The organism is Arthrobacter glycogeni (assembly GCF_054510815.1).
This window is the reverse complement of the sequence record NZ_JBTNDV010000009.1, coordinates 19280-40219: the sequence shown is the minus strand read 5'-3', so window position 1 is coordinate 40219 and position 20940 is coordinate 19280. Positions and strand designations below refer to the sequence as shown.

At 58.9% G+C, this 20940-nt stretch carries 23 protein-coding genes and 1 pseudogene; 12 read left to right on the top strand and 12 right to left on the bottom strand.

Annotated elements, in window-relative coordinates; translation table 11 throughout:
• Window positions 1-241: 241 nt before the first annotated feature.
• Complete coding sequence (locus ACX80G_RS10905; protein WP_459307666.1) at window positions 242-883, bottom strand: ECF RNA polymerase sigma factor SigK; 642 nt, start codon at window positions 881-883, stop codon at window positions 242-244.
• Window positions 884-1108: 225 nt separating this feature from the next.
• Between ACX80G_RS10905 and ACX80G_RS10900 the strand changes: the two genes are divergently transcribed.
• From ACX80G_RS10900 to ACX80G_RS10870, 7 genes are all read left to right on the top strand, one after another.
• A complete protein-coding gene (locus tag ACX80G_RS10900; RefSeq protein ID WP_459307665.1) occupies window positions 1109-1510 on the top strand; it encodes a hypothetical protein in 402 nt (133 codons plus the stop codon).
• Window positions 1507-1800: a hypothetical protein gene (locus ACX80G_RS10895; RefSeq protein ID WP_459307664.1), complete on the top strand. Its 294-nt coding sequence runs from the start codon at window positions 1507-1509 to the stop codon at window positions 1798-1800. The genes ACX80G_RS10900 and ACX80G_RS10895 overlap by 4 nt, the downstream gene beginning before the upstream one ends.
• A 327-nt stretch (window positions 1801-2127) precedes the next feature.
• Entirely contained in the window at window positions 2128-2721 is a 594-nt protein-coding gene (locus tag ACX80G_RS10890) for a DUF6349 family protein (protein ID WP_459307663.1), read from the top strand.
• Window positions 2722-2811: 90 nt separating this feature from the next.
• Entirely contained in the window at window positions 2812-3690 is an 879-nt protein-coding gene (locus ACX80G_RS10885) for an ArdC-like ssDNA-binding domain-containing protein (RefSeq protein WP_459307662.1), read from the top strand.
• Window positions 3691-3792: 102 nt separating this feature from the next.
• On the top strand, window positions 3793-4092 hold the full coding sequence (locus ACX80G_RS10880) for a glutaredoxin family protein (protein ID WP_459307661.1): 300 nt from the start codon (window positions 3793-3795) through the stop codon (window positions 4090-4092).
• A gap of 260 nt (window positions 4093-4352) precedes the next feature.
• Window positions 4353-4730, top strand: a complete 378-nt coding sequence (locus tag ACX80G_RS10875) for a hypothetical protein (protein WP_459307660.1) — start codon at window positions 4353-4355, stop codon at window positions 4728-4730.
• A gap of 17 nt (window positions 4731-4747) precedes the next feature.
• On the top strand, window positions 4748-5074 hold the full coding sequence (locus ACX80G_RS10870) for a hypothetical protein (protein ID WP_459307659.1): 327 nt from the start codon (window positions 4748-4750) through the stop codon (window positions 5072-5074).
• A gap of 5 nt (window positions 5075-5079) precedes the next feature.
• Here ACX80G_RS10870 and ACX80G_RS10865 read toward each other — a convergent pair whose 3' ends face one another.
• From ACX80G_RS10865 to ACX80G_RS10850, 4 genes are all read right to left on the bottom strand, one after another.
• A complete protein-coding gene (locus tag ACX80G_RS10865; protein ID WP_459307658.1) occupies window positions 5080-5361 on the bottom strand; it encodes a hypothetical protein in 282 nt (93 codons plus the stop codon).
• A gap of 477 nt (window positions 5362-5838) precedes the next feature.
• Window positions 5839-6552: a GAF and ANTAR domain-containing protein gene (locus ACX80G_RS10860; RefSeq protein ID WP_459307657.1), complete on the bottom strand. Its 714-nt coding sequence runs from the start codon at window positions 6550-6552 to the stop codon at window positions 5839-5841.
• Window positions 6553-6588: 36 nt separating this feature from the next.
• Window positions 6589-7263: a GAF domain-containing protein gene (locus ACX80G_RS10855; protein ID WP_459307656.1), complete on the bottom strand. Its 675-nt coding sequence runs from the start codon at window positions 7261-7263 to the stop codon at window positions 6589-6591.
• Window positions 7264-7624: 361 nt separating this feature from the next.
• Window positions 7625-7849 carry a WGxxGxxG family protein gene (locus ACX80G_RS10850; protein ID WP_459307655.1) on the bottom strand — a complete coding sequence of 75 codons (225 nt, stop codon included), beginning with the start codon at window positions 7847-7849 and terminating at the stop codon, window positions 7625-7627.
• Between the two features lie 287 nt (window positions 7850-8136).
• Between ACX80G_RS10850 and ACX80G_RS10845 the strand changes: the two genes are divergently transcribed.
• From ACX80G_RS10845 to ACX80G_RS10830, 4 genes and pseudogenes are all read left to right on the top strand, one after another.
• Complete coding sequence (locus tag ACX80G_RS10845; protein ID WP_459307654.1) at window positions 8137-8877, top strand: hypothetical protein; 741 nt, start codon at window positions 8137-8139, stop codon at window positions 8875-8877.
• Between the two features lie 510 nt (window positions 8878-9387).
• On the top strand, window positions 9388-10683 hold the full coding sequence (locus ACX80G_RS10840) for a DUF2254 domain-containing protein (RefSeq protein WP_459307653.1): 1296 nt from the start codon (window positions 9388-9390) through the stop codon (window positions 10681-10683).
• Window positions 10684-11212: 529 nt separating this feature from the next.
• Window positions 11213-12396 (top strand): annotated as a pseudogene (locus ACX80G_RS10835) (IS3 family transposase).
• Window positions 12397-12457: 61 nt separating this feature from the next.
• Entirely contained in the window at window positions 12458-13048 is a 591-nt protein-coding gene (locus ACX80G_RS10830; RefSeq protein WP_459307652.1) for a GNAT family N-acetyltransferase, read from the top strand.
• Between the two features lie 132 nt (window positions 13049-13180).
• Here the strand turns inward: ACX80G_RS10830 and ACX80G_RS10825 are convergent, their stop codons facing one another.
• The 4 genes from ACX80G_RS10825 to ACX80G_RS10810 all read right to left on the bottom strand — a co-directional run bounded on the left by ACX80G_RS10825 (window position 13181) and on the right by ACX80G_RS10810 (window position 16871).
• Window positions 13181-13867, bottom strand: a complete 687-nt coding sequence (locus ACX80G_RS10825) for a hypothetical protein (RefSeq protein ID WP_459307651.1) — start codon at window positions 13865-13867, stop codon at window positions 13181-13183.
• A 194-nt stretch (window positions 13868-14061) separates the two neighbouring features.
• A complete protein-coding gene (locus tag ACX80G_RS10820) occupies window positions 14062-14235 on the bottom strand; it encodes a CsbD family protein (RefSeq protein WP_459258365.1) in 174 nt (57 codons plus the stop codon).
• A 162-nt stretch (window positions 14236-14397) separates the two neighbouring features.
• Window positions 14398-15417 (bottom strand): CNNM domain-containing protein, encoded by a 1020-nt coding sequence (locus ACX80G_RS10815; protein WP_459307650.1) that lies wholly within the window; start codon window positions 15415-15417, stop codon window positions 14398-14400.
• 8 nt (window positions 15418-15425) lie between these two features.
• Entirely contained in the window at window positions 15426-16871 is a 1446-nt protein-coding gene (locus ACX80G_RS10810) for a hemolysin family protein (protein ID WP_459307649.1), read from the bottom strand.
• A gap of 420 nt (window positions 16872-17291) precedes the next feature.
• Between ACX80G_RS10810 and ACX80G_RS17130 the strand changes: the two genes are divergently transcribed.
• A complete protein-coding gene (locus ACX80G_RS17130; protein WP_525929872.1) occupies window positions 17292-17771 on the top strand; it encodes a hypothetical protein in 480 nt (159 codons plus the stop codon).
• Between the two features lie 234 nt (window positions 17772-18005).
• On the opposite strand, the gene ACX80G_RS10800 is transcribed toward ACX80G_RS17130, so the two are convergent.
• The 3 genes from ACX80G_RS10800 to ACX80G_RS10790 form a co-directional block, all read right to left on the bottom strand.
• The gene (locus ACX80G_RS10800) at window positions 18006-18971 is read right to left on the bottom strand and encodes an endonuclease/exonuclease/phosphatase family protein (RefSeq protein WP_459307648.1); all 966 of its coding nucleotides are present in this window, start codon (window positions 18969-18971) and stop codon (window positions 18006-18008) included.
• A gap of 54 nt (window positions 18972-19025) precedes the next feature.
• Window positions 19026-20075, bottom strand: coding sequence for a PDDEXK nuclease domain-containing protein (locus ACX80G_RS10795; RefSeq protein ID WP_459307647.1), 1050 nt, complete (start codon window positions 20073-20075; stop codon window positions 19026-19028).
• A 92-nt stretch (window positions 20076-20167) separates the two neighbouring features.
• The gene (locus ACX80G_RS10790; protein WP_459307646.1) at window positions 20168-20935 is read right to left on the bottom strand and encodes an IclR family transcriptional regulator; all 768 of its coding nucleotides are present in this window, start codon (window positions 20933-20935) and stop codon (window positions 20168-20170) included.
• Window positions 20936-20940 lie beyond the last annotated feature (5 nt).

Genomic DNA, 20940 nt, shown 5'->3' with positions numbered 1-20940 from the left:
CCCCTATAACAGCATCTCTTACCCCAGATCCCGGATTAGGATCCTTGCTATTCATTTTCCGAGTCCAAGATCGACAGGTCGGGTTTGTCCGGATACCCCGAATGGTTGCGGTACAGGTTGGGATATCCGGTATTGCGGTTGGCCTTGTTCGTGTGTGGGACTGGCATATTGGGGGCGGCGTCCGGGTTCCGGGTTAACATTTCAGGGACCTTACAGTGTGCTGGGGGCGGTAGTTCATCGCCTAGGCTGCTTCCAGGCAGCTTCGTAGTTGTAAGAGTCCGTTACGGATGCGGCTCTTGACCGTTGGCAGCGGCAGGTCAAGTTTTTCGGCGACTTCCCGGTAGGTAAGCCCTGCGTAATAGGCCAGGGAAATTGCTTCCCGTTGCACGTGGGACAGGGTTTTCAACGACGCGATGACGCTTTGGGCTTCGATCCTGCCGATGGCGCCCGCCGCCGTCTCGTCGTATTCGATGGTTTGGGTGGCCGCACCCCAGTTCGCCTCCCGGGTGATGCGCCTCTGTTCTGTGCGGACTTTATCGACGGCTCTGCGGTGGGTGATGGTCATTAGCCAGGCCAGGGGTGTTCCTGCGGCGGGACGGTATTTGTGGGCATCCTGCCACACCACCAAAAATATTTCTTGGGTGGTGTCGTGGCTGAGCGAATCATTAATGATGACTCTGCGTGCTAGTCCGTACACCCGGCCCGCAGTGTGGTGGTAGAAGGCTGTAAAAGCCTCACGGTCTCCGTCAGCCGTGCGTAGTAACAGTCCGGTGAGCGCAGCACGATCAGCTTCGGCCCCAACCCCGGGATCGGACTTCGGGCGTTCAAAGTTGTTCATTGCACCCATCTTGTAGGTCCAGGCAGCACCCCAGCGGGCTGCCATCACACCATGCGAGCGACGCGAACGCCCGTTCTTAATCTTTGATTCGTGCACATAATTTCCGAACACCAGACCGGGCTTTAGCCTCCAATTTGATAGTAGTCTGCTGGGCTGCGGTCCGTAATGGTCAGCAGGCTTGCTAGCCATTTTGGAATGCAATTGTGATGTACCGCTTCAGTCAGATATTTCAGATCATTCCCAACTGCACTGCCATAGACAGGCGGGTAGGTGCCACTGACACCGGGTCTTGACCTCGATCGGCAACGTTCGGTGGGTGTCTTAAAAACGATCGTCTACGCGGCAACACCTACCGTTGACGGCGTTGACGGCGTTGAGGGGGCGCGGCGCGGCGTCGAACAGTTCCGCCAAGCCCGGAAGCGCCTCGGCGCACCGGACAACCTCACAGAGGCAGGAATTGTCCTGGGGGCGCTCCAGAACACCATTATGAGCCGAGTCGCTACAACGAGTATCGACGATCTCCGCGACACTGGCCTATTGCTGACTCCCTTGATCCCGCACCGGGTGATCGTCCAGGAAATGCGCGTCACCCAGGAGTGGTACGGCAAATACAGAAAAGGCGCCCCGGTAGTGGACGCCTATACCCAGATCGCAGAACAGGTAATCCGATGACAGAGAACATTCAAGACCGGCCAGCAGCTCTCCCCGCCCGCCGCCGTCCGCAGCCTGCACCCGATGAAACTGTAGATCCGGTGGACTACTCACCAGCAGCTCAGGCCGTGGCCGCTCCAGCTGCCGCAGCGGGGACCACCCGAACTAGGCGCAAACGTGAACTCACGTTCCCCTTCAGCACCCGAATCTCTCAGGACGTTCAAGAACTTCTCGACGCCGCTGTAGAGGCCGAAGGAATCACCGTCCGCGAAGCCGTTGAGCAAGCAATCCGCACCAGGTGGGGCAAATAGCACCCTAACTAGCTCCCGCTTGGGCGAGGCCACCCCCGGTTAGGGGTGGCCGTTTCGCTGTCCAGTTAGTGAATCAACCCAGGGCATTAGAGCACGTCGCTCACGCTTAGCTACAGGCTTTTTCTGCTGACTGGGGGAGTGTATGCGCCTGCTCCACAGCTTCTACCGGCTGCGCCGGCCTTAGTGCCCAAGACTTTTCCCAGGCGCTTCGCTTATTTCCTAGAAAAACTCCCGTGCCCACGTCCCTACGGGTAGACCCTGTTCCGTCAGCCGCAGCGAGACAAGCTCGCCAGCAGGAAAAAGCGACGGGGAAGGGCAGGGACCAGCATGGTTCAGCAATTAGCACACCAGATAGACCTATTCGACGCACTGGAAGCAGCCGAGCCAATCACAGCACCGCTGAGTTTCACCGTCGAACCCCACAGCCGCGAAGAGTTCCAGAAAGCAGACACCCGCTGGAGGTACGAGCACGGCTCGATGGGAGCACGGCCACAGTCCCACATGTGGAGCAGCTGGGATTACCAGTACGGCAACAACTGCACCATGCACGGCGGACACCAAAGCTACGTGGTGAGCGCTGACACCCGCTGCGACCACCACCGCGAGAAATGCTCATGCGTGGGGGATCTGCTCTACCGCGTCTACTGCGAAGGCTGCGGAAACGTTACCGCTATTCACGACAACGAAAACGCCGCCGTAGAGGACCACCTAGACCAGTGCTGGCCCGGGTGGCGAAATCTCCCCACCGTCACGGCCACAGCCCAGGACAGCGGCGGGTACCGCTTCAAACTCCCCGAGGGATACCCCGAAGCCTTCACCATCGACGGCGCACCCGTGCGAACCTCACGCGCCCCCGGAGCAAGGCGACACGTTCCCGGTCGCTCACCATTCGGCGGATACGACACCGGCCACACAGCATAAACAAATTCTGTCTATTTGGACTAGACAAAATGTGTCTAGGGGGAGTAGACCAAACCTAAGAGAACAAGCTGAACGGAAGGAAAAAAAGCAATGACTATCAAGAAGAACACCCGGACCCCCGAGGAACGCAAAGCCCAGGCCGAAGCCCTCCACAATCAGCTCACCAGTCAGGTTGAAGCGCTCACCAACACCGAGGAGTGGATGAAGTTCCTTGATTTCGCCCGCTCATTTCACGCCTACAGCCTCAATAACCTCATGTTGATTCTGGCCCAGCGCCCCACGGCCACGGCGTGCGCCGGTTTCCGTCAGTGGCAAGCCAAAGGCCGACAGGTCAGTAAGGGGGAGAAGGCACTCAAAATCTTCGGGTACAGCACCAAGAAAATCACCGTGGAGAACGGCGAGACCGGCGAAGAGGAAGAAAAGAAGATCGCCCGCTTTCCCATTCTGAGCGTGTTCGATCTCGATCAGACCGAACCCATGGAAGGCGCAGAGGACTACTCAAACCCCACCACGCGCCTCACCGGCGAGGATGAGGCCGGAATCGCGGCCACCGTCACCAGCTACCTAGAGTCCTTTGGCTGGAGCGTTGAGCGCGAAGAGATCCCCGGAGAAACCAACGGCTACACCACCACGGACGGCAGCAAGCGCGTAGCCGTCGATGCCCGGCTCTCACCAGCACAGACAGCCAAGACCATGATCCACGAAGCCGCACACGTCCTCATGCACGCCGACGAGGACCCCGCCGAGTACGTGGCACACCGAGGCACCAAGGAGACAGAAGCCGAATCCGTGGCCTACGTCGTCGCCGGAATGCTCGGACTCGACACCAGCGCCTACAGCGTCGGCTACGTCGCCCACTGGGCAGCAGCAGACATAGACCTCATCCGCAGCACCGCCGCAAACGTCCTCACAACAGTTCACACCATCGCCGAAGCACTCACCAGCACCGAAGCAGAACAAGCCGCCTAGCGTGTCTAGTCCCCCTTGACAAGCCTGTTGGTAGGCAGTACCGAGGGGGACCCGCTACTGGCGGTGCTACACACCAGGTCGAAAATGAAGGAGACTCACGCCATGATTGCAATTACCGTCTACACCAAACCAGGCTGTTTTGGCTGTGGCAAGACCATCGAGAAATTCCAAGCCGCAGCGGTTGAGCTCCAGATAGTGGACCTCGCCGAGACGCCCGCAGCGCTGGAGTACATCACCGAGGAACTGGGCTACTCCCAGGCTCCCGTTGTGGTGGTAGACGATGACACCCACTGGTCAGGACTGAATCCCGTCAACATTCAACGAGTCATTGATGCAGGCAAGCTGCCTAGTATTTTCTGTCTAGTCCCCCTTGCACTACTTGTGCTAGGGGGACTAGACTAATAGTATGAAGGAAATCAAAACGAAGCAGGCAGAGCAAGAGCTGTCCAAGGCTGGATTTACGGTAATCCGCACGGGAGGGAGGCACACCGTGTAGGCCAGTGCAGACGGGACGCAGACCGTCGCCATACCGCGACACCGCACCCTCAGCCCCGGAGTCGTCCGGCAGGTAGCTAAGTTGCTGCCGATCATCCCGCCGAGCTGGCGGTAACCATCGAGGGGGAGGCCGTAGCCGGCCTCCCCACCAAGGAGTGAGATAGACAGTGCAGACCTTCAATGCCGCCGCCCGACGAGAGGGTAAATGGTGGGTTATCGAGATTCCAGAACTTGGGGTAACCACCCAGGCCCGGAATGTCGCAGAGATTCAGGAAATGGCGACGGATCTCGCGGCTGTAATCCGGAATGTGGACCTCGCAGAGGTTCAGGTCACTGTGTCCATGCTGACACCGGAGCTACCCGAGGACAGTTGGCAGGAGGCGCGGGAGAAAACCTTACGCGCCCAGGAGCTCTCCAAGGAGGCCGCGGTGGCCTCTCGTGTGGTGGTTACGTCGCTGCGCTCCAGTGGGTACACCATGCGCGATATAGCGGCCATTCTTGGATTAAGTCACCAGCGAGTTTCACAACTCGCCCACGACAGCTAGAGCAAAGGAGATCCACTGTGAGGAACAAGCCTTATGCAGGCCCCAGTGATACCAACGATTTCGACGGATTGGACCCCGACGCAGCCGGGAAGCTGATGCACCAGTACCGGTTATTAGGGGATTGCTTCGAGCTCTCCGACGACGACGACATGATGGGCCGAGGTTTCCTCATCGAGGGCTGGGAAACCCTGTTGGAGAGCAAACAGTCAGACCTTGTGCGGGCGCAGCGGGAACTAGCGGCAGCGGTGAAACTAGCCCGCCACGAGGGCGCGATATGGTACGAGATCGCGGAGCTACTGGGGATCACCGAAGAAGAAACACGCACCAGGTACGCGCAGAACTAGACGCACTACTTTTCATCCGGGGCGGCGGGAGTGACCGAACCGACCCACACCCAGCCCTCACGCTGGATTCTGATTCCCGGCTCAAAGAAGGACACTTTAACGGCTGTTTTCGTCCACGCTGTCGCGTGTCCCTGAACCCGGTACGCGCTCGATGGGTAGCGAATCCACACGTACACCCTCCGTGGTGCTGGGAAGTCCTGTGCTGGGGTAGAGGGCAGGTCCAGTTCGGCCTCGGTGAGCATTATTGGTTCCTCACGCATCACCAGCTCTTCAATCCACCTATCCAACAGCCTGTCGTAATACCGCCTGTACCTTTTCGACGTGCCCACGGGACAACCGCCACCCTGCTAGCTCTCATAAACGGTGAGTACCCTTTTGATGTGAGGACCGCCAGAGATAGCGGCTCTCGGTGCCGGTGCCCTGGAAGTTACCCCCATGCTGTCCCAGGTCACCGGCACCACCACGTTAAAGCCCAGCACCGACACTTACCCGTCGCCGGGTGTCCAAAGATTACTTATTGGAGCGCGTCTGATTCGGGCCTGAAGAAGGACGCCGGTTGCCCCGAGTCGGTTCGCCCCTGAGGAACCCTTCCCCGAGGACCTGACCGTTTTGGATCAGTTCCAGACAGAAGTGCTCAACAGCAGAATGCATCGTCAACTTGATATGGAGTACATCTGCGATATTCAGGCACATCCTGAAGCCAATGTTCGCTTAGAGGAACTGACTGAAGAACTTGACCTCAGAGACAGCAAATATAGCTAGCGCTAAAGGGTCAGGGAACCTTCAATAATTTTGCCGGCCGTCTGCTGCAAGCCGAGACTGTGGGAACGCGAGTAGTGGCGGAGCCTGCTGAAGGCTTCGGTCATGTCCACATTATTGGTCTGAGAAATGACGCCCTTTGCCTGCTCAATCAGGACCCGGCTGTTCAACGCATTCTGCAGCTGGTCGTTAACGAGCGTGCTTTCGCGGATCGCGCGCTCCTGGAGCAGACCAATGGTCGCAACGTGTGCCAAGGCTTGCCCGATGGCTGAGTCTTCGTCGGTCAACGCACCGGGCTGGTGACCGAACAATCCCATAGCCCCAATTGTCCGGTCTTTCACGCGTAGCGGGATTGCGTGGATGGAGTGGAAGCCTTGGCTCAGCGCCGCGGCCTGAAATTCGGGCCAGCGTCCGCCCATGGAATCGATGCTATCGATGGTGATCACTACACCTGTTTTGAAGCATTCGACGCAGGGGCCTTCCCCGGCTTGGAGCTGCAATATCTCTACCAGTTGGGTTTCCTCACTCGTGGAGGCCACTACTTGCAGCTCCCCGTCAGGATCGACCAATAACAGGCCAGCTGCACTGGCGTCGAGCAGATCAACGGTCTCCTCCACCAGGGTTTGAAGGAGATCCAGCACATCGTAGTCAGTGACGAGTGTGTCTGTGAGTTTCACAAACGCTGCGCCAACCCGCTCCGCACGCGATGTAGTCACCATACGCCCACCTTACTCCAGCACAAGGTGCTGGTTCCGTTAAATAGTCGAGGAAAAATCCAGTTCACGAGCAACGACATCCTGGGCGGTTTCCGTGAGCGTGCGCCCGTTAGCAAACGCGTGGGCACGCAACAGCAACAGGGCATCCGCTGCCGGTAGCGTTGCCTGGACAAGAACCATGCCGGTGGCCTGATGAATTTCCCTACGCGATGGATAAGCATGTCCTGGAGATGATCCATCATCGGTACCAGCGCTGTCATTCAATAACTGGCGCAACACTGTCCACGACGTCTGGTCCGCGAGGGTGGACGCCGTGACTTGGTCGGAAAGGGTCAGGGTCCACGGCGACGTTCTATACAGTTCCACTACCCCAATATCGATCGTTCCGACGGCCAGCGGGAAAACATACAACGCCGCTGCGCCCGTCTCGGCTAGTGCTTTCCCAAATACGGGCCATAAATGGTGATCCGCGGATTGTAGATCCGGTAAGAGTACTGGGAGGCGGGTGCGGAGGGCTTCCCACCGTGGGCCTTCACCCAGATCGAACTGCAGCTCATCTAATCTGGCCGCAACAGGATCGGTGGCATGCAGCAACGTCGCGTTCATTGATCCGCCGAAGACGGACACAGAAGCGCCCGTGACCGGTAATTGTTCAAGAAACGGTGTGCACAGCCGGGCGTTATCCGAACCCAACTCCACGTGCATCTCAGTCATGGCTCCTCCGAAGCACCGCCCCGTGAATCGGTGCCTTCAATCACTCCCGGTATTCGGTCCTGGCTTAACCATAAACCCGCTGCTCAGCAGTGCAGGCGGAGAGACGTTCGCAGAAGCGCGTGCATGTCCAGTCAGCCCATCCTCGACCGGCTTAGCGATTAGTCAGCATACTCGACGAGCGAATCCGGCTCGATCAAGGGGTGAAAGGCAGCGGTCCCGATTATCCGCCTCGGACATGAATTGCCGTACCGCTCGCTGCGGTCTGACCTTTTGGTAGCGCAGCGCTTCGCTAAGCCTGATACACCTAGTGAAATCTGCTGTGCGAACAGGTGCTGGGGGCGTTTAGGGGTGGGTTCGCCCTTTAGCGCTGGCCCCGGGGGTCATCATCTCTCTTGTTCCTTTTGAGGCCTGCCAGACCCGCCAAGCCCAAGAGGCCGAGGAGACCCCACAAGCCCGCGTCACCGTCGTCGTCGCTTTCTTGGGTCTCTTGGGTAGCCGGTTCAGGCTCTACCGTGGCAGTGGCGGGAGCCGCCAGGCCGGTCAGTATGGCTAGGGACAGTGCGGCAGTGGCTGCAGTTTTGCGCATCGTTGTTCCTTAAACTTCGAAAAGACCTTCAACTGAAGGCTCAATCGTAAGCCTACTGTCTATTTGTTGTGCTGGCTACAGAATGTTGGTGAGGAGCGGGTGTCCACCCAGGTGTTCGGGTTAGGAGCTAGACGCCTCGTGAACGATCGATTCCATGCACTTCAACGGCATTAAATCGGTCTCGGGCTAACCATGGTTCCTTCTAGGAGGCTACTGTTAGGTAGTGCCCCAGACCCCGGCATGACCGCATGGACTATGCGGATGTCGATTAGATGGGGTTAGGATTCATGGCAACTCTTGAAAAGCACGGAGACGCCCAGAAGACTGGGCACCTAGCTCCGGAATTGCGGCTCAGCACCCTTATCCAGGTCAATACCGATATGAACTTCGCGACCGTGGTCATTCGCGGATCGTTAACACAGTCAAACTGTGACGCGCTGATCCGGATCGTTGTTCGCACCAGCTATTTAGCCCCCAACTTGAAAATCACTATCGATCTCAGCGGGGCTCGCTTAGTGGATCGCAAAGCTCTCAAAAGGCTAGAAATTTATCCATCGTGGACGGTCATCGGGCCCGTCCAGAAAACCGCCGTTGACGGTCAACCGGACACGCAGCCAAACCACCTAGGTGTGGGTTCAAACTGGCACGCTTCGTATCCGACATCGCCTCAATCAGTCGCTACCCACGAAGCAGCACTTTTGGCAGGAGAAGCAGACGGGAGTGAGTATGTGCACCCGGCTGATCCGAGCCGGATCGCGCCTGAGGAACCCTTCCCTGAAGACCTGACCATCCTGGAGCAATTTCAGTTAGAGGTACTTAACAGCAGAACGCATCGTCAGCTCGATATAGAGTACATCCGGGATGCACAACCGCACCCTGAAACGAGTGCTCGCCTGGAGGAACTAACTGAAGAACTTGACCGCATAGACAATCAGCACGACCTGGTCACTACTAGCGCCACTTTGGCCGCGAGCACCAAACTGATGCGCACCGCGGCGTCCGCCTATACTCCGATCCACTGGCCCTAGTGGGCCTATCTCCTGACGGAGCGGTTAATTTGAGTAGTCGGCAAATACCAGGAGTGCACTATGTCGTGTGAGTGTGAGGTTGGAATAGCGGCGGAGGCTGCCAAAGAGGGTCTCTGCTATCTCCTGGCGTGGCCTTTAGCTGGATCGGGACCAGCGATGAAACTATCTGCCTGCTCACAGGTGAATTTCCCGGTTCGAAGTGGTTGGGTCCCCGGGTAGGAGTCCAGTGACTGTGTGGCTATGTCGGATTCTCGGATTACTGCTGCCGCCGCCATTTCAGCGGTCTGAGTGCGGTATCAATAGAAAGCTTTGAGGGTATCTTTCGGCTAACGCGGGGTTTCCCCTCAGCCGACGTAAAATCTCGACGCTCGTCAGTCAAATGTTTTCCATGCTTCCAATCAGGCGTTGGCGCTATCCTGAGTTGCCTATAGAGGTACCCAAATAATCCTGCAGACTGCACCGCGGGAGGTTATAGACCGCCGGTGTGCCGGTGAAGGTAGGGAGTTACAGATGAGAACGTTCCGGATCAAACACTGGCTCAAGACCAGCCTCTGGTTCATTCCACTTTTCTTCATTCTTGGCGGGGTTGTCCTGTCCGTGATCACCACAACTATCGATGACGGCACCCTGATCCCTCAAAGCATCACCGGAGATCCGACTGCGGCGATGCAGATCCTCTATCTCATTTCCTTCTCAATGCTGACCCTGACCGGGCTGGTGCTCTCACTAGTGGTGGTCGTAGTGCAACTCGCCATGGGAGTGTTCTCACCGCGGATCGTCCGACAGATCCTGCAAGACCGGCCCAGCCAGGTGACCATCGGCCTCTTTGCCGGCACTTTCGCCCACTCCCTCCTCTCCATGAGGGCGGTCCGCACCACACCGGAAGGCGGCACCGTCCCGGGTCTGGCCCTCATCGCAGCAACCATCCTGGTGCTGTGCTGCATCGGCACACTGGTCTGGTACGTCAACCATATTGGGCAGGCGCTGCGGGTCGCTGCGCTCGTCGGATGGGTCGCGAACGACACCATGACCACCCTCGGCCATGTGCACCCGGATGAAGGCACAAATAACGACACCGCACCTGACCTGGTCGCCACACATATCGGCGGGATTATCTTCACCATCGACCACGCTCGCCTGGTCAACCTTGCCCACCGAAGTAACTGCCGGCTGGATGTGCTGTGGGCGGTCGGCGACTTCGTTCCCACCGATGCCGCGCTGGTGAGGATCAGCGGCACACCCACTAATCTCTCACACTCCGACGTCGTCAAGAACATTGCTCTCGGTCCCGAACGCACCCTAAACCAGGACGTGGCCTACGGAATCAGGATGCTGGTAGACATCGCCGAACGCACCCTATCATCTGGGCCCTTTCAGGATCCGACAACCGCGGTGCAGGCAATTGACCGGATCCACGACATCTTGCGCCAAATCGCGCAGCGCCCACTGAACTCCGGCGAATACCATGACGAGGACGGCACACTGCGACTGACCATCCCCGCCATAGGATGGCACGGATACGTCCGCCTCGCCTTCGACGAAATCCGTCAAACCGGGGCCGGCAGCCCCCAAGTCTCCCGTCGGCTCCGCGCGGCCCTGGAAGATCTCCTCTCGGTAGCGCCTCCGGCCCGCCGTCCGGCACTTGAACACCAGCTTTCCCTGCTCACGAACATGGCCAAAGACAGGGCTGGCAGCGACGCCGACCGGCAGGCCGCGATAATTGCGGACCCCTCCGGCATCGGATCAGGCAATGACGTCCTAGCAGAGTATTCCGGACCCGTGGTGCAGGAAAATTCAGTTACCTAACTTCCTGATTACATCCGGCAGCTGCGGGGCCGGATCTCCTATTCAATTGTGGATGCCTACAACGAAGCTCAGAAGTGGACCACATGGGCCGTAAGGGCTCTCAGCTCCCGCGGTAGGCACTCTGAACCGTCCCGGGTTTGATGCCGATCCCCCGGTTAAAGAAAGTCAGCCCGAGCCGTGAGGCGAGCGGGCTGATCATGATGAATAAAACTCACCACGCTCCGACCTGAGCACGCCTCGATAAGAATCCCAGAATGGGTGACCGTATGGCGTTAGCTGCACAAACGTAGGTCCCCACCAATCTGAAGCGGGCGCGAATAACGAGACAGACAGCTTGGCGTGTCGCCCACATCCCTCGTCTTACTCAGCACCGTCACTCAAACCATCGTTTGAGCGCATCAGAATTAGATGAACCATGCCGAGTAGAAAGCCCTCCAACGCGGAGCTGGAATCCAAACTGTGAGCTGCTGTGGAGATCTCGGACAGTGGGCCCTCTTAAAATGAGGGTCTACCGAAAGTAGAGATCAGCATGACCGCATCACGAAGACGATTTACCCAGGAGTTCAAGGACGAGCTGTGCCGCGAGGTGATCAACACGTCCAAGCCGATCAAGGACGTGGCCACCTCGTACGGTGTCGGTCCCGAGACGCTCCGCAACTGGTTGGTCAAGTACCGCCAGGCCAACGGCGGCACGGAGGCGGACCTGACGCTCTCGGAACGGGCCCGGCTGAAGGAGCTCGAGCGCGAAGTTCAAGAGCTGCGGGCAGAGACTGCCTTTTTGAAAAATGCCAGCGCTTACTTCGCGCGGGAGCAGCGGTAGTGAGCAAGTATGAATTCATCGATTCCCAAAAAGCCGACCCGTCCAATCTGAATGCAGTGGTGAAAATGTGCCGCTGGTTCGCCGTCTCGACGTCCGGTTTCTATCACTGGGCCACCCGTCCGAAATCAGCCACGGCGGCCCGCCGCGAGGCCCTGACAGCCAGGATCCAGCACTACTTCGAGGAGTCCGAGGGTACCTACGGGTACCGGCGCATCCACGCCGATCTCGCCGCGAAACGAACCGAGTGCTCTCCCGAGCTGGTACGGCACATCATGCGCTACCAAGGCCTGGTGGCCTGTCAGCCACGTCCGTTCCGCATCACCACCGAGACCGACGCTGAGGCAGCCGCGGGCATGCCCGACCTCGTCAAGCGGGACTTCACCGCTGACCGCCCCGGCGTGAAGTTCGTCGGCGACATCACCTCTATTCACACGTAGCAAGGGTTCGTCTACCTCGCCACCGTCATCGATTGTTACTCCAAGAAAGCTGTCGGCTGGTCCATCGCCGATCACATGCGCACCGAGCTCGTAGCGGATGCGCTCAAGAACGCCGCCGCTACGACCTGGATCGAGCCGGCCGCGATCTGGCACTCCGATCGGGGCAGCGTCTACACCTCGGCCGAGTTCAGGGCCTTGGTGACCGGTTTGGGCATGCGATCGTCAATGGGACGCACGGGTGTGTGCTGGGACAACAGCATGGCCGAATCATTCTTCTCAGCACTGAAAAATGAGCGTGTCTACCGGACCGTATACGCCACCAAATTACAAGCAAAACGAGACGTCATCCGCTACATCGAGGGCTTCTACAACAGTCGCCGCCGGCATTCAGCCCTCGATTATCGCCGGCCCAACGAAGTCCATTACAGTTACCAGCAGCCAGCCGTGGCAGCGTAGAGAAAAACCATCAAAACCGCTGTCCGAAATCCCCACAGCAGCCCACTCGGATACTGGACGAATGTCAGAAAAGACGCCCGAAGGTAGGATCAACATCGAACAAGTAACCCAAACTTCAAGTGGTCGGCTGGCATTGCGTCGACCTGTTCTTAGCGATGCGGACGAGTTGTTCCGAATGTACTCAGACACTCGCCTCATTGAATGTGACCCAATGCTCGCTCACCCTTCAATTACCCACACCCAAACAGTCCTCCAACGCAGAATCGCTGAGTGGCAACAGCGTGGGCACGGATTGTGGGTACTCCTGGAAGGTGGCCCGTCGGGCGAGGTGGTCGGCATGGGTGGCTGCCAGCTGCAAGCAGACATCGCATGGAACCTATCCTTTAGTCTGCGTCCCCAGAGCTGGGGGTGCGGCTACGCTCAGGAAGTCGCCCTAGCTGGCATAGGACTTGCCCAGTCGACACGTCCCGAGATTCCAATAACGGCTGTTGTCGCGGAGCGCAACACACGTTCCCAGCGGGCGATCGAAAGAGTTGGACTCCACAAAGAATGGGAGGGGCCGGACAACTACGATCCTGACCCTACGGCAATGATGCTGCTGTACGCCGACCGCGGATTATCCCAGGATCAAATTTCGGCCCTAACTCGCTAGCGACCTCTGTAAAGCTATTCGATCCGCCCGTCCAACAAACCATGGTTTTCGTGACGCTACAGAGTGAGACAAGGCATATAGGGTGGCGGGTCGAGCTATCTGTCGTGTTTCCCACGCAAGATCACGTTTGGTTTATGGCCCGGGTATGAGGAAGTTTCCGGTGGTCAGGTACCAGATGCCATCGACGGTCAGGGTGAGGCCGGCGATCGTGAGCACTGCGGTCAGGATGTGGTGCACGGTGGTTTGATGGCGGGTCCACCAGCCTTGAAACCAGGACACTGCTCTCTCATGTTGTCCCAGTGCCACCGCAACTAACAGCGCGGTTAGGGGCAGTTGGCTTATCAGGATCCACAGGCTGTGTGCCAGGAGGACCTGCCAGGTTGGTTCGTTTCTGCCCGCGACAACCACCAGGCCAACGAACGTCGGATCGAGGACGGCGGAAACGGTGAAGATCGCGCCAAGTCCTAGTAGGGCCGGGCCGCCCGGTCGGCGGCGCTGTGGTTTTTTGGCTGATGCTCCCAGGCGACGGAGGCGGCGGTACGCCCATACAAGTAGCGCTGCGGCGATCGCCAGTTCCAACACCGCGCCCACCGCTCCCTGCGGGATGAGGAATGCCCAGTCAACGTTGGCAAGCTGCCTGCCCACGGTGAGCGAAAGGAGTGTCCCAAACGCGGCGGTTCCCACAATTACTACTAGACCGTACCCGAGGATCCACGGCGTGCGGATGCCGCTAGCTAGTGCGCTGATGGCGATGAGGGCGCCCACCGGGTCGAGACCGGCAACTGCCAGGCCCAGAGCTATGCCGAGAAGACCACCCATGCGTGAATGCTAGCAGCAGCTTTTTCGGGAATCTGTGAAACTTTTCTCTGTACAGCCCATAGCTAAACTAGCCGGTCTCGTTCCGAGGCGTGCGTGCGCACGGTCTCAGGTTATTTGGGCGTGAAACAGTGCTGGCTCACAGAAAAGGGTGGGTACGACCCGAGCCGTACCCACCCTTGTGCAAGATCTAACGGTTACTTCTTGAAGGCGTCCTTGACGTTTTCGCCAGCACTTTTGAGGTCTGCCTTTGACTGGTCTTTCTGACCGTCGGCTTTCAGGCTCTCGTCGCCGGTTGCTTCGCCGTGACCTTCTTTTGCCTTACCGGTAACCTTCTCTGCGGCGTTCTTGATTTTGTCATCCAAACCCATGACTGCTCCTTACGCTCGACGTCCATCACCGGCCGACTGCCGGGGCATCTATCCACCCTAACGAACACGTCAACTAATCCGTCCCGCTGCAAGCAGGTCTGCTCGTTTCTGAGTCGTTCACAGATCGGATTAGCCTGGTTTGGTAGGGAAATTCAACCAGTGTTATGCCACCGGGATGGACTGCTTTTGAGGATCCGCTGGCCCTGGTAGCACTTCTCGCAGCAGATCGTCGAGGGTGACGACGCCAAGGAGTTTATCGGCGTCCACGACCGTGGCGAGCTGGACGTGGCCCCGCCGCATTTGTGCGAGAGCGTCGTACGCGGACACATCCGGGGTTAGCGCGAGGGCCGTCCGGGCGATGTCCATGGCTGGGGTTTCACCGTCGACGGCGAGAGTGTCGCGGACGTGTGCGACTTGAGAGTCCACGCCAGTACCAACGAGGACGCGCAGGTGCCCAGAGGATGCGGCGACGGCCTGGATGTCCGCGGCGGTCGCGGTTGCCGGTACCGATGTGGGGACGCGGTCGGTGCGGACGATATCGCCGACGGTGAGCGTGCCCAGGGATATTGCGCGATCGATTGGTCCGGAGAATTCCGCGTCGAGGACGCCGGCGTCGCGGGAGTGTGCGACCAGCTTCCGGATCGTGTCGGCGTCTTGACCGCCGGCGGCTGCCTTCTCGACGGGTTCCACTCCGGAGGCTTTGACCAGCCGGTTCGCGAGGTGATTGATCCACAGCAGAAATGGTCGAAGCGGCCAGGTCATTGCTCGAGCGGAGATGCCGGTTGCTTTGGCAGCCGTTTCGGGGTGAGCGATTGCCCACGATTTGGGCGCCATCTCACCGATGACCAGGTGCAGGAACGTGACGACGATCAGGGCGAGCATGAACGCGGTAACCCCGGCGAAGGCGGTGGGTAAGCCCCACTGTTCGAACACCGGAGAGAGCGCATAGTCAATAGCCGGTTTCGTTACTGCACCGAGCAGGAACGTACAGGCCGTGATGCCCAGCTGGGCGAAGGCCAGCATGACCGTGAGTTCGTTCAGGCCGCGAAGGGCAGCGCGTGCTGAAGCACTGCGTTCGGCTTCTTCTTCGAGCCGGTATCGCCGGGCGGCGAGCAACGCGAATTCGACGATGACGAAAAAAGCACTCGCCAAAATGAGGATTACCGTGATGATTGTGACCATCCACCAACTCATCGGGTCACCTCCTTGCTGCTGTGGTTTGAGTTAACGGGCGCATCGTCGCTGTTGTCGGTCTCGCTGTGACTGGATGGTGTCTCTTCGGCATCCAGATCGAGTTCGTGGAGTCGCACGATGAGTTGAGAGGGGACGTGGCGGTCAACTTCGGTGACTTCCACGTCGAGCCAGCGCTGCATCCGGAGATCCTGGACTGTTTCGGACGGTTTTTCGGGCAGGTCGATTCGCACGATGGAACCCACCGGTGGCAGGTCGCCGTGTTCGCTGATCACGAGTCCGGCAATGGTTTCGGCGTCGTCGTGGGTCATGTCATGGCCGATGAGGCGCTCCACCTCGTCGAGATGGACGTCTCCAGGCAGACTCCAGTGGGCTTCGCCGACGTTCACAGTTTCGTTGATGTCGAAGTCGTGTTCGTCGGAGATCTCACCGATGACTTCTTCGGTGAGGTCTTCGATGGTGAGGATGCCATCGAAATTGCCGTATTCGTCAACGACGCAAGCCAACTCGTTCCGTGTCTGCCGCATCCGCTCAAGCGCCAAAGGTAGCTGCATGGTGGTGGGCAGGACAACGGCTTCCCGCATCACTGTGGATACTGGTGCGTTGTGATTGTGCGCTCCGCGCAGGAGGTCGATGAGTTCGACGACACCTACGGGGTCGTCTTCGTCGCCGATGACCGGGTATCGGGTGTGTCCGGTGGACATCAGTGCCAGTACCTCGCCGATGGTGGTGTCCGGGGAGATCGAATCGACCTTAGAGCGGGACATCATGGCGTGCTCGACGTCGCGCTGTGGGAAGTCCAGGATCCTGTCGATAATCATCGACAGGTCATCGGGGAGGTCCCCGCTGACCCGAGAGTCCCTAATGATGGATTCAAGGTCCCGCGCGGTGGCGCTTTCGTCGACGTCTTCCAAGGGTTCGATACGCAGCAATTTGAGCAACAGGTTCGCTGCCACATCGAAGATGGTGATGAGCCAGCCGAACGCCAGCAAGTAGATGCGGGTGGGCATGGCCAGCGCCCTGGCCAACGGTTCAGGATTAGCGATGGCAAGGTTCTTCGGGTACAGCTCGCCGAAGATCATGGTCACCACCATGGCCAGTAATAAGGCGCCGGCTGTTCCGATGGCCACCGAGATGGCGGGGTCTATGCCGACCCCGCCCAGGAGTGTTCCGACGGACTGCCCGATGAGCGGCTCTGCGACGTAGCCGATGAGTAGCCCTGTAACGGTAATGCCGAGCTGGGCTCCTGAGAGCATGAACGAGGTGCGCTTCGTGATGGCCAGGACACGTTTGGCTTGGGCGTCGCCCTTTTCAGCCAGTGCCGCCATCTTGGAGCGATCCACCGACATGTAAGCAAATTCTTGTGCAACGAAGAACCCACACACGGCAATGATGGCCAGCGTCAACAGAATACCTACCAGCAGAGTCAGTACTGCTTCAATCATCTAACTTCACCCCCTCTTACATTGAGGGGGTACGAAGATCGACCCTCCTGATCGGGGGCACTGCGATGATTTTTCACAAAGAATCTCTTCCATAGGCGAAACAAGTAGTTTCAACGATACGGGAGACCCTAGGGTTACTGAGATTCCTTCCCAACAACACGATGAAAATCGGTTGTCCGCAAACGATGGTTTGGAGGACATGGTTGGGTGATGGTGGGCCATGTGGAGCGACACGCCGCGTTGTTTGTCTCGTTATTCGTGTCCGGTGAGACAGGCTGTGTACCTACGTTTGTGCATCTACCGCCAGCCGGTAGCCCAACCTGGGATCCGTTCATCGAGTCGGGCACTCCGATTCGAGTCCAGGGTGCCGCGGTGCTGGAGTCCACGCTGCGTGACCAGCCAGGTGGCTAAAGTGTTCTCGTGCTGATCGACACCTCTGCGGAATCGGGGAGGGCGACCTTCCCTGCGAAGGACGTCTGCGACTTCGGTGAGGCGTTGGTCCCACAGGCTGATTTCGGCTTGTCGCCGAGGGGTGCCTATCCAATCTCCGAGTGCATCGTGCATCAGTTCTTGTCGGCTGTTGCTCATGGACTCGTTGCGGATCTGCTTGCGCTGGCCAGCGACCCACACGGCGAGACGCTGTTCGACCGGGTCCGTGGAGAGAATGCGCGGCAATCGTCGGTGCCGCCGCTGAAACTTTCTCGCTTCGTGGAGACGGATTTCCCAGGAAGGCCGGGATGGCTCTCGCTGCAGCTGTGCGGCTGTCGGGGGAGCTGGGCGATCAATGAATATCAGGCGTTTACCGGCGAGTTCGGGATGGGATTTTTCGAATCTTCGGAGGACTCGGCGGACCCGTTTCTTCGGGACTCGACAGATGCGGGCTATTTGGTCGGGTGGTAGCCCGCGCAGGTACATCAGCTTCCACTCTGCCACGGAAATGCACGGACCCCAGTCGTCGTCGGGATCCTCCGCCTCTTGTCCGGCTGGGAGGGTCATGTCCACAGAATATTGGTATCAACACAATGTGCGGAAGGGCTGGTTGGATAGCAGTGCGGCGATGTCTTGTGTAAGTTCCTGCCATGCTGTGCCGGCGACTCGTGTCGGGCACGGCCCCCAACTGTCCTGAAAGCTTCGTTAAGGGCGGGTGAGGCGGAATTCGGTCCAGAGGGGGTAGTGGTCGGAGATCCGCCAGGACACTTCGTTCTTGGTGAGTCCGGTGAGGACAAGGGGTAGGAAGCCGATGTGGCCGGCCTTGCCGGTGTAGGTGAGGCTTTGGAGCATAGTCGTACCGTCGGGTTCGGAGAACCAGGCGATCTGGTCGTAGAAGTTTTTGCTGTTGTCGTCGTCGAAGATCGTGCGCGGTACGTCATTGAGTTCCGATGGAGGCCATAACCCGGTGGAGACAAAAGCTTCATAGAGGGGATCTCCGAGGCGGTCGAGGTTGAAATCTCCCAGGACGAGCAGATTCTCGTTGAAGTCATCGGGGCGTTTAGCCCAGTCGTGCATCCATTGGGCGAACGCAGTGATCTCCGGGAGCCGGTCGGTGGCTTTGTTTCCCCAGAGCACGTGAACGGTGGTGAGCACAAACCCCACGGTTCCGCGGGTGAAACCCGCGGCGTAGGGGGTACGGACGAATTGATCTGCCGGTGCGTCCGCTGTTGGGGGAAGGACGATCTCTCCGACCAGGCCGGAAGGTTGAACCCGGGTGGTGTCGTAAAGATAGGTGAGGCGTTCACCGTTGCCCGCCGGGCCTTCGGTGACGTCGGACGTGATGAACCGCCACGAAGAACCGAGCAAACCCACCAAGTACTGCAGGGCGGTGGTGTTCCTGCGCACTTCCTGCAGGGCGAGGACGTCGAAGCGGGACGCTATACCGGCGACGCAGGCCATGGCATGGAAGTCTCGTTTGGGGGAATCCGTCGGACCGGAGTTCCACTTTTCGCTCAGATCCCCGAAAGCCCGCAGGTTCCAAGTCGCAATCAGCAGGTTCGTAGCATCCTTGGCTGGCACCGTGGCGTCCAACGCCGCCCTTAGACGGTTCAGGTCTTCAGTGACTGCTGTGGGTGGGGTGACCTGAGCCATGAGTTTATCGAACCACACTCCAGGATTCTAGGAAATGCGCTGTCTTGCCTCTGGGGTGCTTGGCTCGCGTCGTTAGTCGGCAGGATCGGTGGGTGACTCGAGCTGGTCGAAGGCTGCGGAGAGTTCCTCAGCGGCGGGGAGGGCTTCTTTTTCGGCTGCTGGGAGGGTTTCGTAGGTGTAGGTGGAGACGGCCATGGGTGAATCCGCCCGTCCCAGGGCGTAGCGGACGGTGTGCTCGTTTTTGCTGCCGCAGATGAGGATGCCGACCGTTTCCCGGTGGGCGGGGAGTTTGAGTTTGTCATCGACCAGTGCGACGTAGAAGTTTAGCTTCCCGGCGTACTCAGGCTGGAACTTGCCGGTCTTGAGCTCGATGACGAAGTACCGCAACTGTGCGACGTGGAAAAATAGTAGGTCGATGTAAAAGTCGTCGCCGCCGACGTCGAAGTGCACCTGCCGGCCAACGAAAGCGAAACCAGGCCCAAGTTCCCGCAAGGTCTCGACGATCCGCTCCGTCAGCGCCCGTTCCAGGTCTCGTTCGGCGACCTCGCCGGTGAGGCCCAGGAACTCGAAGGCGTAGGGGTCTTTAGCGACCTGTTGCGCGAGTTCGGAATCCTTGGGGGAGAGGTGCCGGCCAAAATTAGACGGGGCAGCACCGGTGCGCTCCATGGATTTGTTCATGATCATGTTCATCAACACGTTTCGCGACCAGCCGTACTCCACCGCTGCCGCGGCATACCAACTGCGGCCTTTTGCGTCATCAAGCTTGTCGATTAGGACCATGATGTGACCCCACGGCAATTTCCCAGCAGTCTGCTGGGAAATTGGTTCAGCGTTCTGCCAGGCGGCCGCGAAGGCACGCATGTACTGCAGATTGCTTGGCGACAGGCCCTTCATCTGTGGGAACTCCGCACGGAGATCCGTAGACAGTTGCTTGATGACACCGGTTCCCCACCCTTGCCGCACCTGCTGGGAGAGAATCTCATTTCCGATATTCCAATACAGCTCGATGAGCTGGGTATTGACCGTGCGCAGCGCCTGAATGCGTGCATCACTAACGCGGCGCTTCAGCGCGTCGAGCGTTGACGCGTAACCATCAGGAAGAACAACATCGGCGGGTGTCATAGCCTCATTCTCCCGACGTAGGCCCCTCTACCGCGAATCCGAGCAGGCAGATTCATGTTTTGGGATGACTATCAGGGCGTTATCGGCGTCGATCAGATCGAGGTGTTTGTCGGAAGCGGCTGGCGCAGGCTTCCGGCAGCAGCAACTAGGTGCGAGCCGAAGAGGTGTATGTGGTCTTCGATCCGCGGTGCGGGGCCGGAGATGTTTAGCGCGGCGATTATCCTGCCGGAGAAGTCTCGTACCGGAGTGCCAATGCCGATGATCTCGGGGTCGAAGATCCGGTTTGCCACAGAGTATTGCCGTTGTCGGGACCGCTTTATTTCTTCGAGGAAGGCCGTTGCCTGGCTTTGTGACGGGTTGGCGTCCGATGTCTGTGCGATCTCGAGGATCTGGTCGTCGTCGTGGTCCATCAGCAGTGCCATGCCGCTTGAGCTGCGGCCTACCGGGATGGTTCGTCCCACCCAGCCTTGGGTTTCGATGGATCGGCGTGAGCTTTCAGATCGCACGGTTAGTACTTCGCCGTCGCTGAGGACTGTGAGGTGGGTGCGTTCTCGGACGTGATCGGTGAGTTTGCGCATTACTGGGCCGGCTTTTTTGGCTAGGTGCTGGTCGCCGGCGCGGGATGCTAGCGCGTACAACCTCCAGCTCAGTTCAAAACAGCCGGTGGGATCCCGCGATACCAGTCCTGACTCGAGCAGGCTCTTCAACTGCCGGGACACGATCGATTTGTCGCGGCCCAACGCTCGGGAGACCTCGGAAACGGTCATTCCGTGGGGGTATGACACTGCATCCGCCGTACCGAGCACCTCCAACACGGCCATAATCTTGGCTGCCCCACTTTGCTTCTGCCCCGTGCTCATGACGC

Coding starts and splice junctions, on each gene's coding strand:
- ACX80G_RS10905 (WP_459307666.1), bottom strand. CDS start 883: ATGGCAGCCCGCTGGGGTGCTGCCTGGACCTACAAGATGGGTGCAATG.
- ACX80G_RS10895 (WP_459307664.1), top strand. CDS start 1,507: ATGACAGAGAACATTCAAGACCGGCCAGCAGCTCTCCCCGCCCGCCGC.
- ACX80G_RS10890 (WP_459307663.1), top strand. CDS start 2,128: ATGGTTCAGCAATTAGCACACCAGATAGACCTATTCGACGCACTGGAA.
- ACX80G_RS10885 (WP_459307662.1), top strand. CDS start 2,812: ATGACTATCAAGAAGAACACCCGGACCCCCGAGGAACGCAAAGCCCAG.
- ACX80G_RS10880 (WP_459307661.1), top strand. CDS start 3,793: ATGATTGCAATTACCGTCTACACCAAACCAGGCTGTTTTGGCTGTGGC.
- ACX80G_RS10860 (WP_459307657.1), bottom strand. CDS start 6,552: ATGGTGACTACATCGCGTGCGGAGCGGGTTGGCGCAGCGTTTGTGAAA.
- ACX80G_RS10855 (WP_459307656.1), bottom strand. CDS start 7,263: ATGACTGAGATGCACGTGGAGTTGGGTTCGGATAACGCCCGGCTGTGC.
- ACX80G_RS10850 (WP_459307655.1), bottom strand. CDS start 7,849: ATGCGCAAAACTGCAGCCACTGCCGCACTGTCCCTAGCCATACTGACC.
- ACX80G_RS10845 (WP_459307654.1), top strand. CDS start 8,137: ATGGCAACTCTTGAAAAGCACGGAGACGCCCAGAAGACTGGGCACCTA.
- ACX80G_RS10840 (WP_459307653.1), top strand. CDS start 9,388: ATGAGAACGTTCCGGATCAAACACTGGCTCAAGACCAGCCTCTGGTTC.
- ACX80G_RS10830 (WP_459307652.1), top strand. CDS start 12,458: ATGTCAGAAAAGACGCCCGAAGGTAGGATCAACATCGAACAAGTAACC.
- ACX80G_RS10825 (WP_459307651.1), bottom strand. CDS start 13,867: ATGGGTGGTCTTCTCGGCATAGCTCTGGGCCTGGCAGTTGCCGGTCTC.
- ACX80G_RS10820 (WP_459258365.1), bottom strand. CDS start 14,235: ATGGGTTTGGATGACAAAATCAAGAACGCCGCAGAGAAGGTTACCGGT.
- ACX80G_RS10815 (WP_459307650.1), bottom strand. CDS start 15,417: ATGGTCACAATCATCACGGTAATCCTCATTTTGGCGAGTGCTTTTTTC.
- ACX80G_RS10810 (WP_459307649.1), bottom strand. CDS start 16,871: ATGATTGAAGCAGTACTGACTCTGCTGGTAGGTATTCTGTTGACGCTG.
- ACX80G_RS10795 (WP_459307647.1), bottom strand. CDS start 20,075: ATGACACCCGCCGATGTTGTTCTTCCTGATGGTTACGCGTCAACGCTC.
- ACX80G_RS10790 (WP_459307646.1), bottom strand. CDS start 20,935: ATGAGCACGGGGCAGAAGCAAAGTGGGGCAGCCAAGATTATGGCCGTG.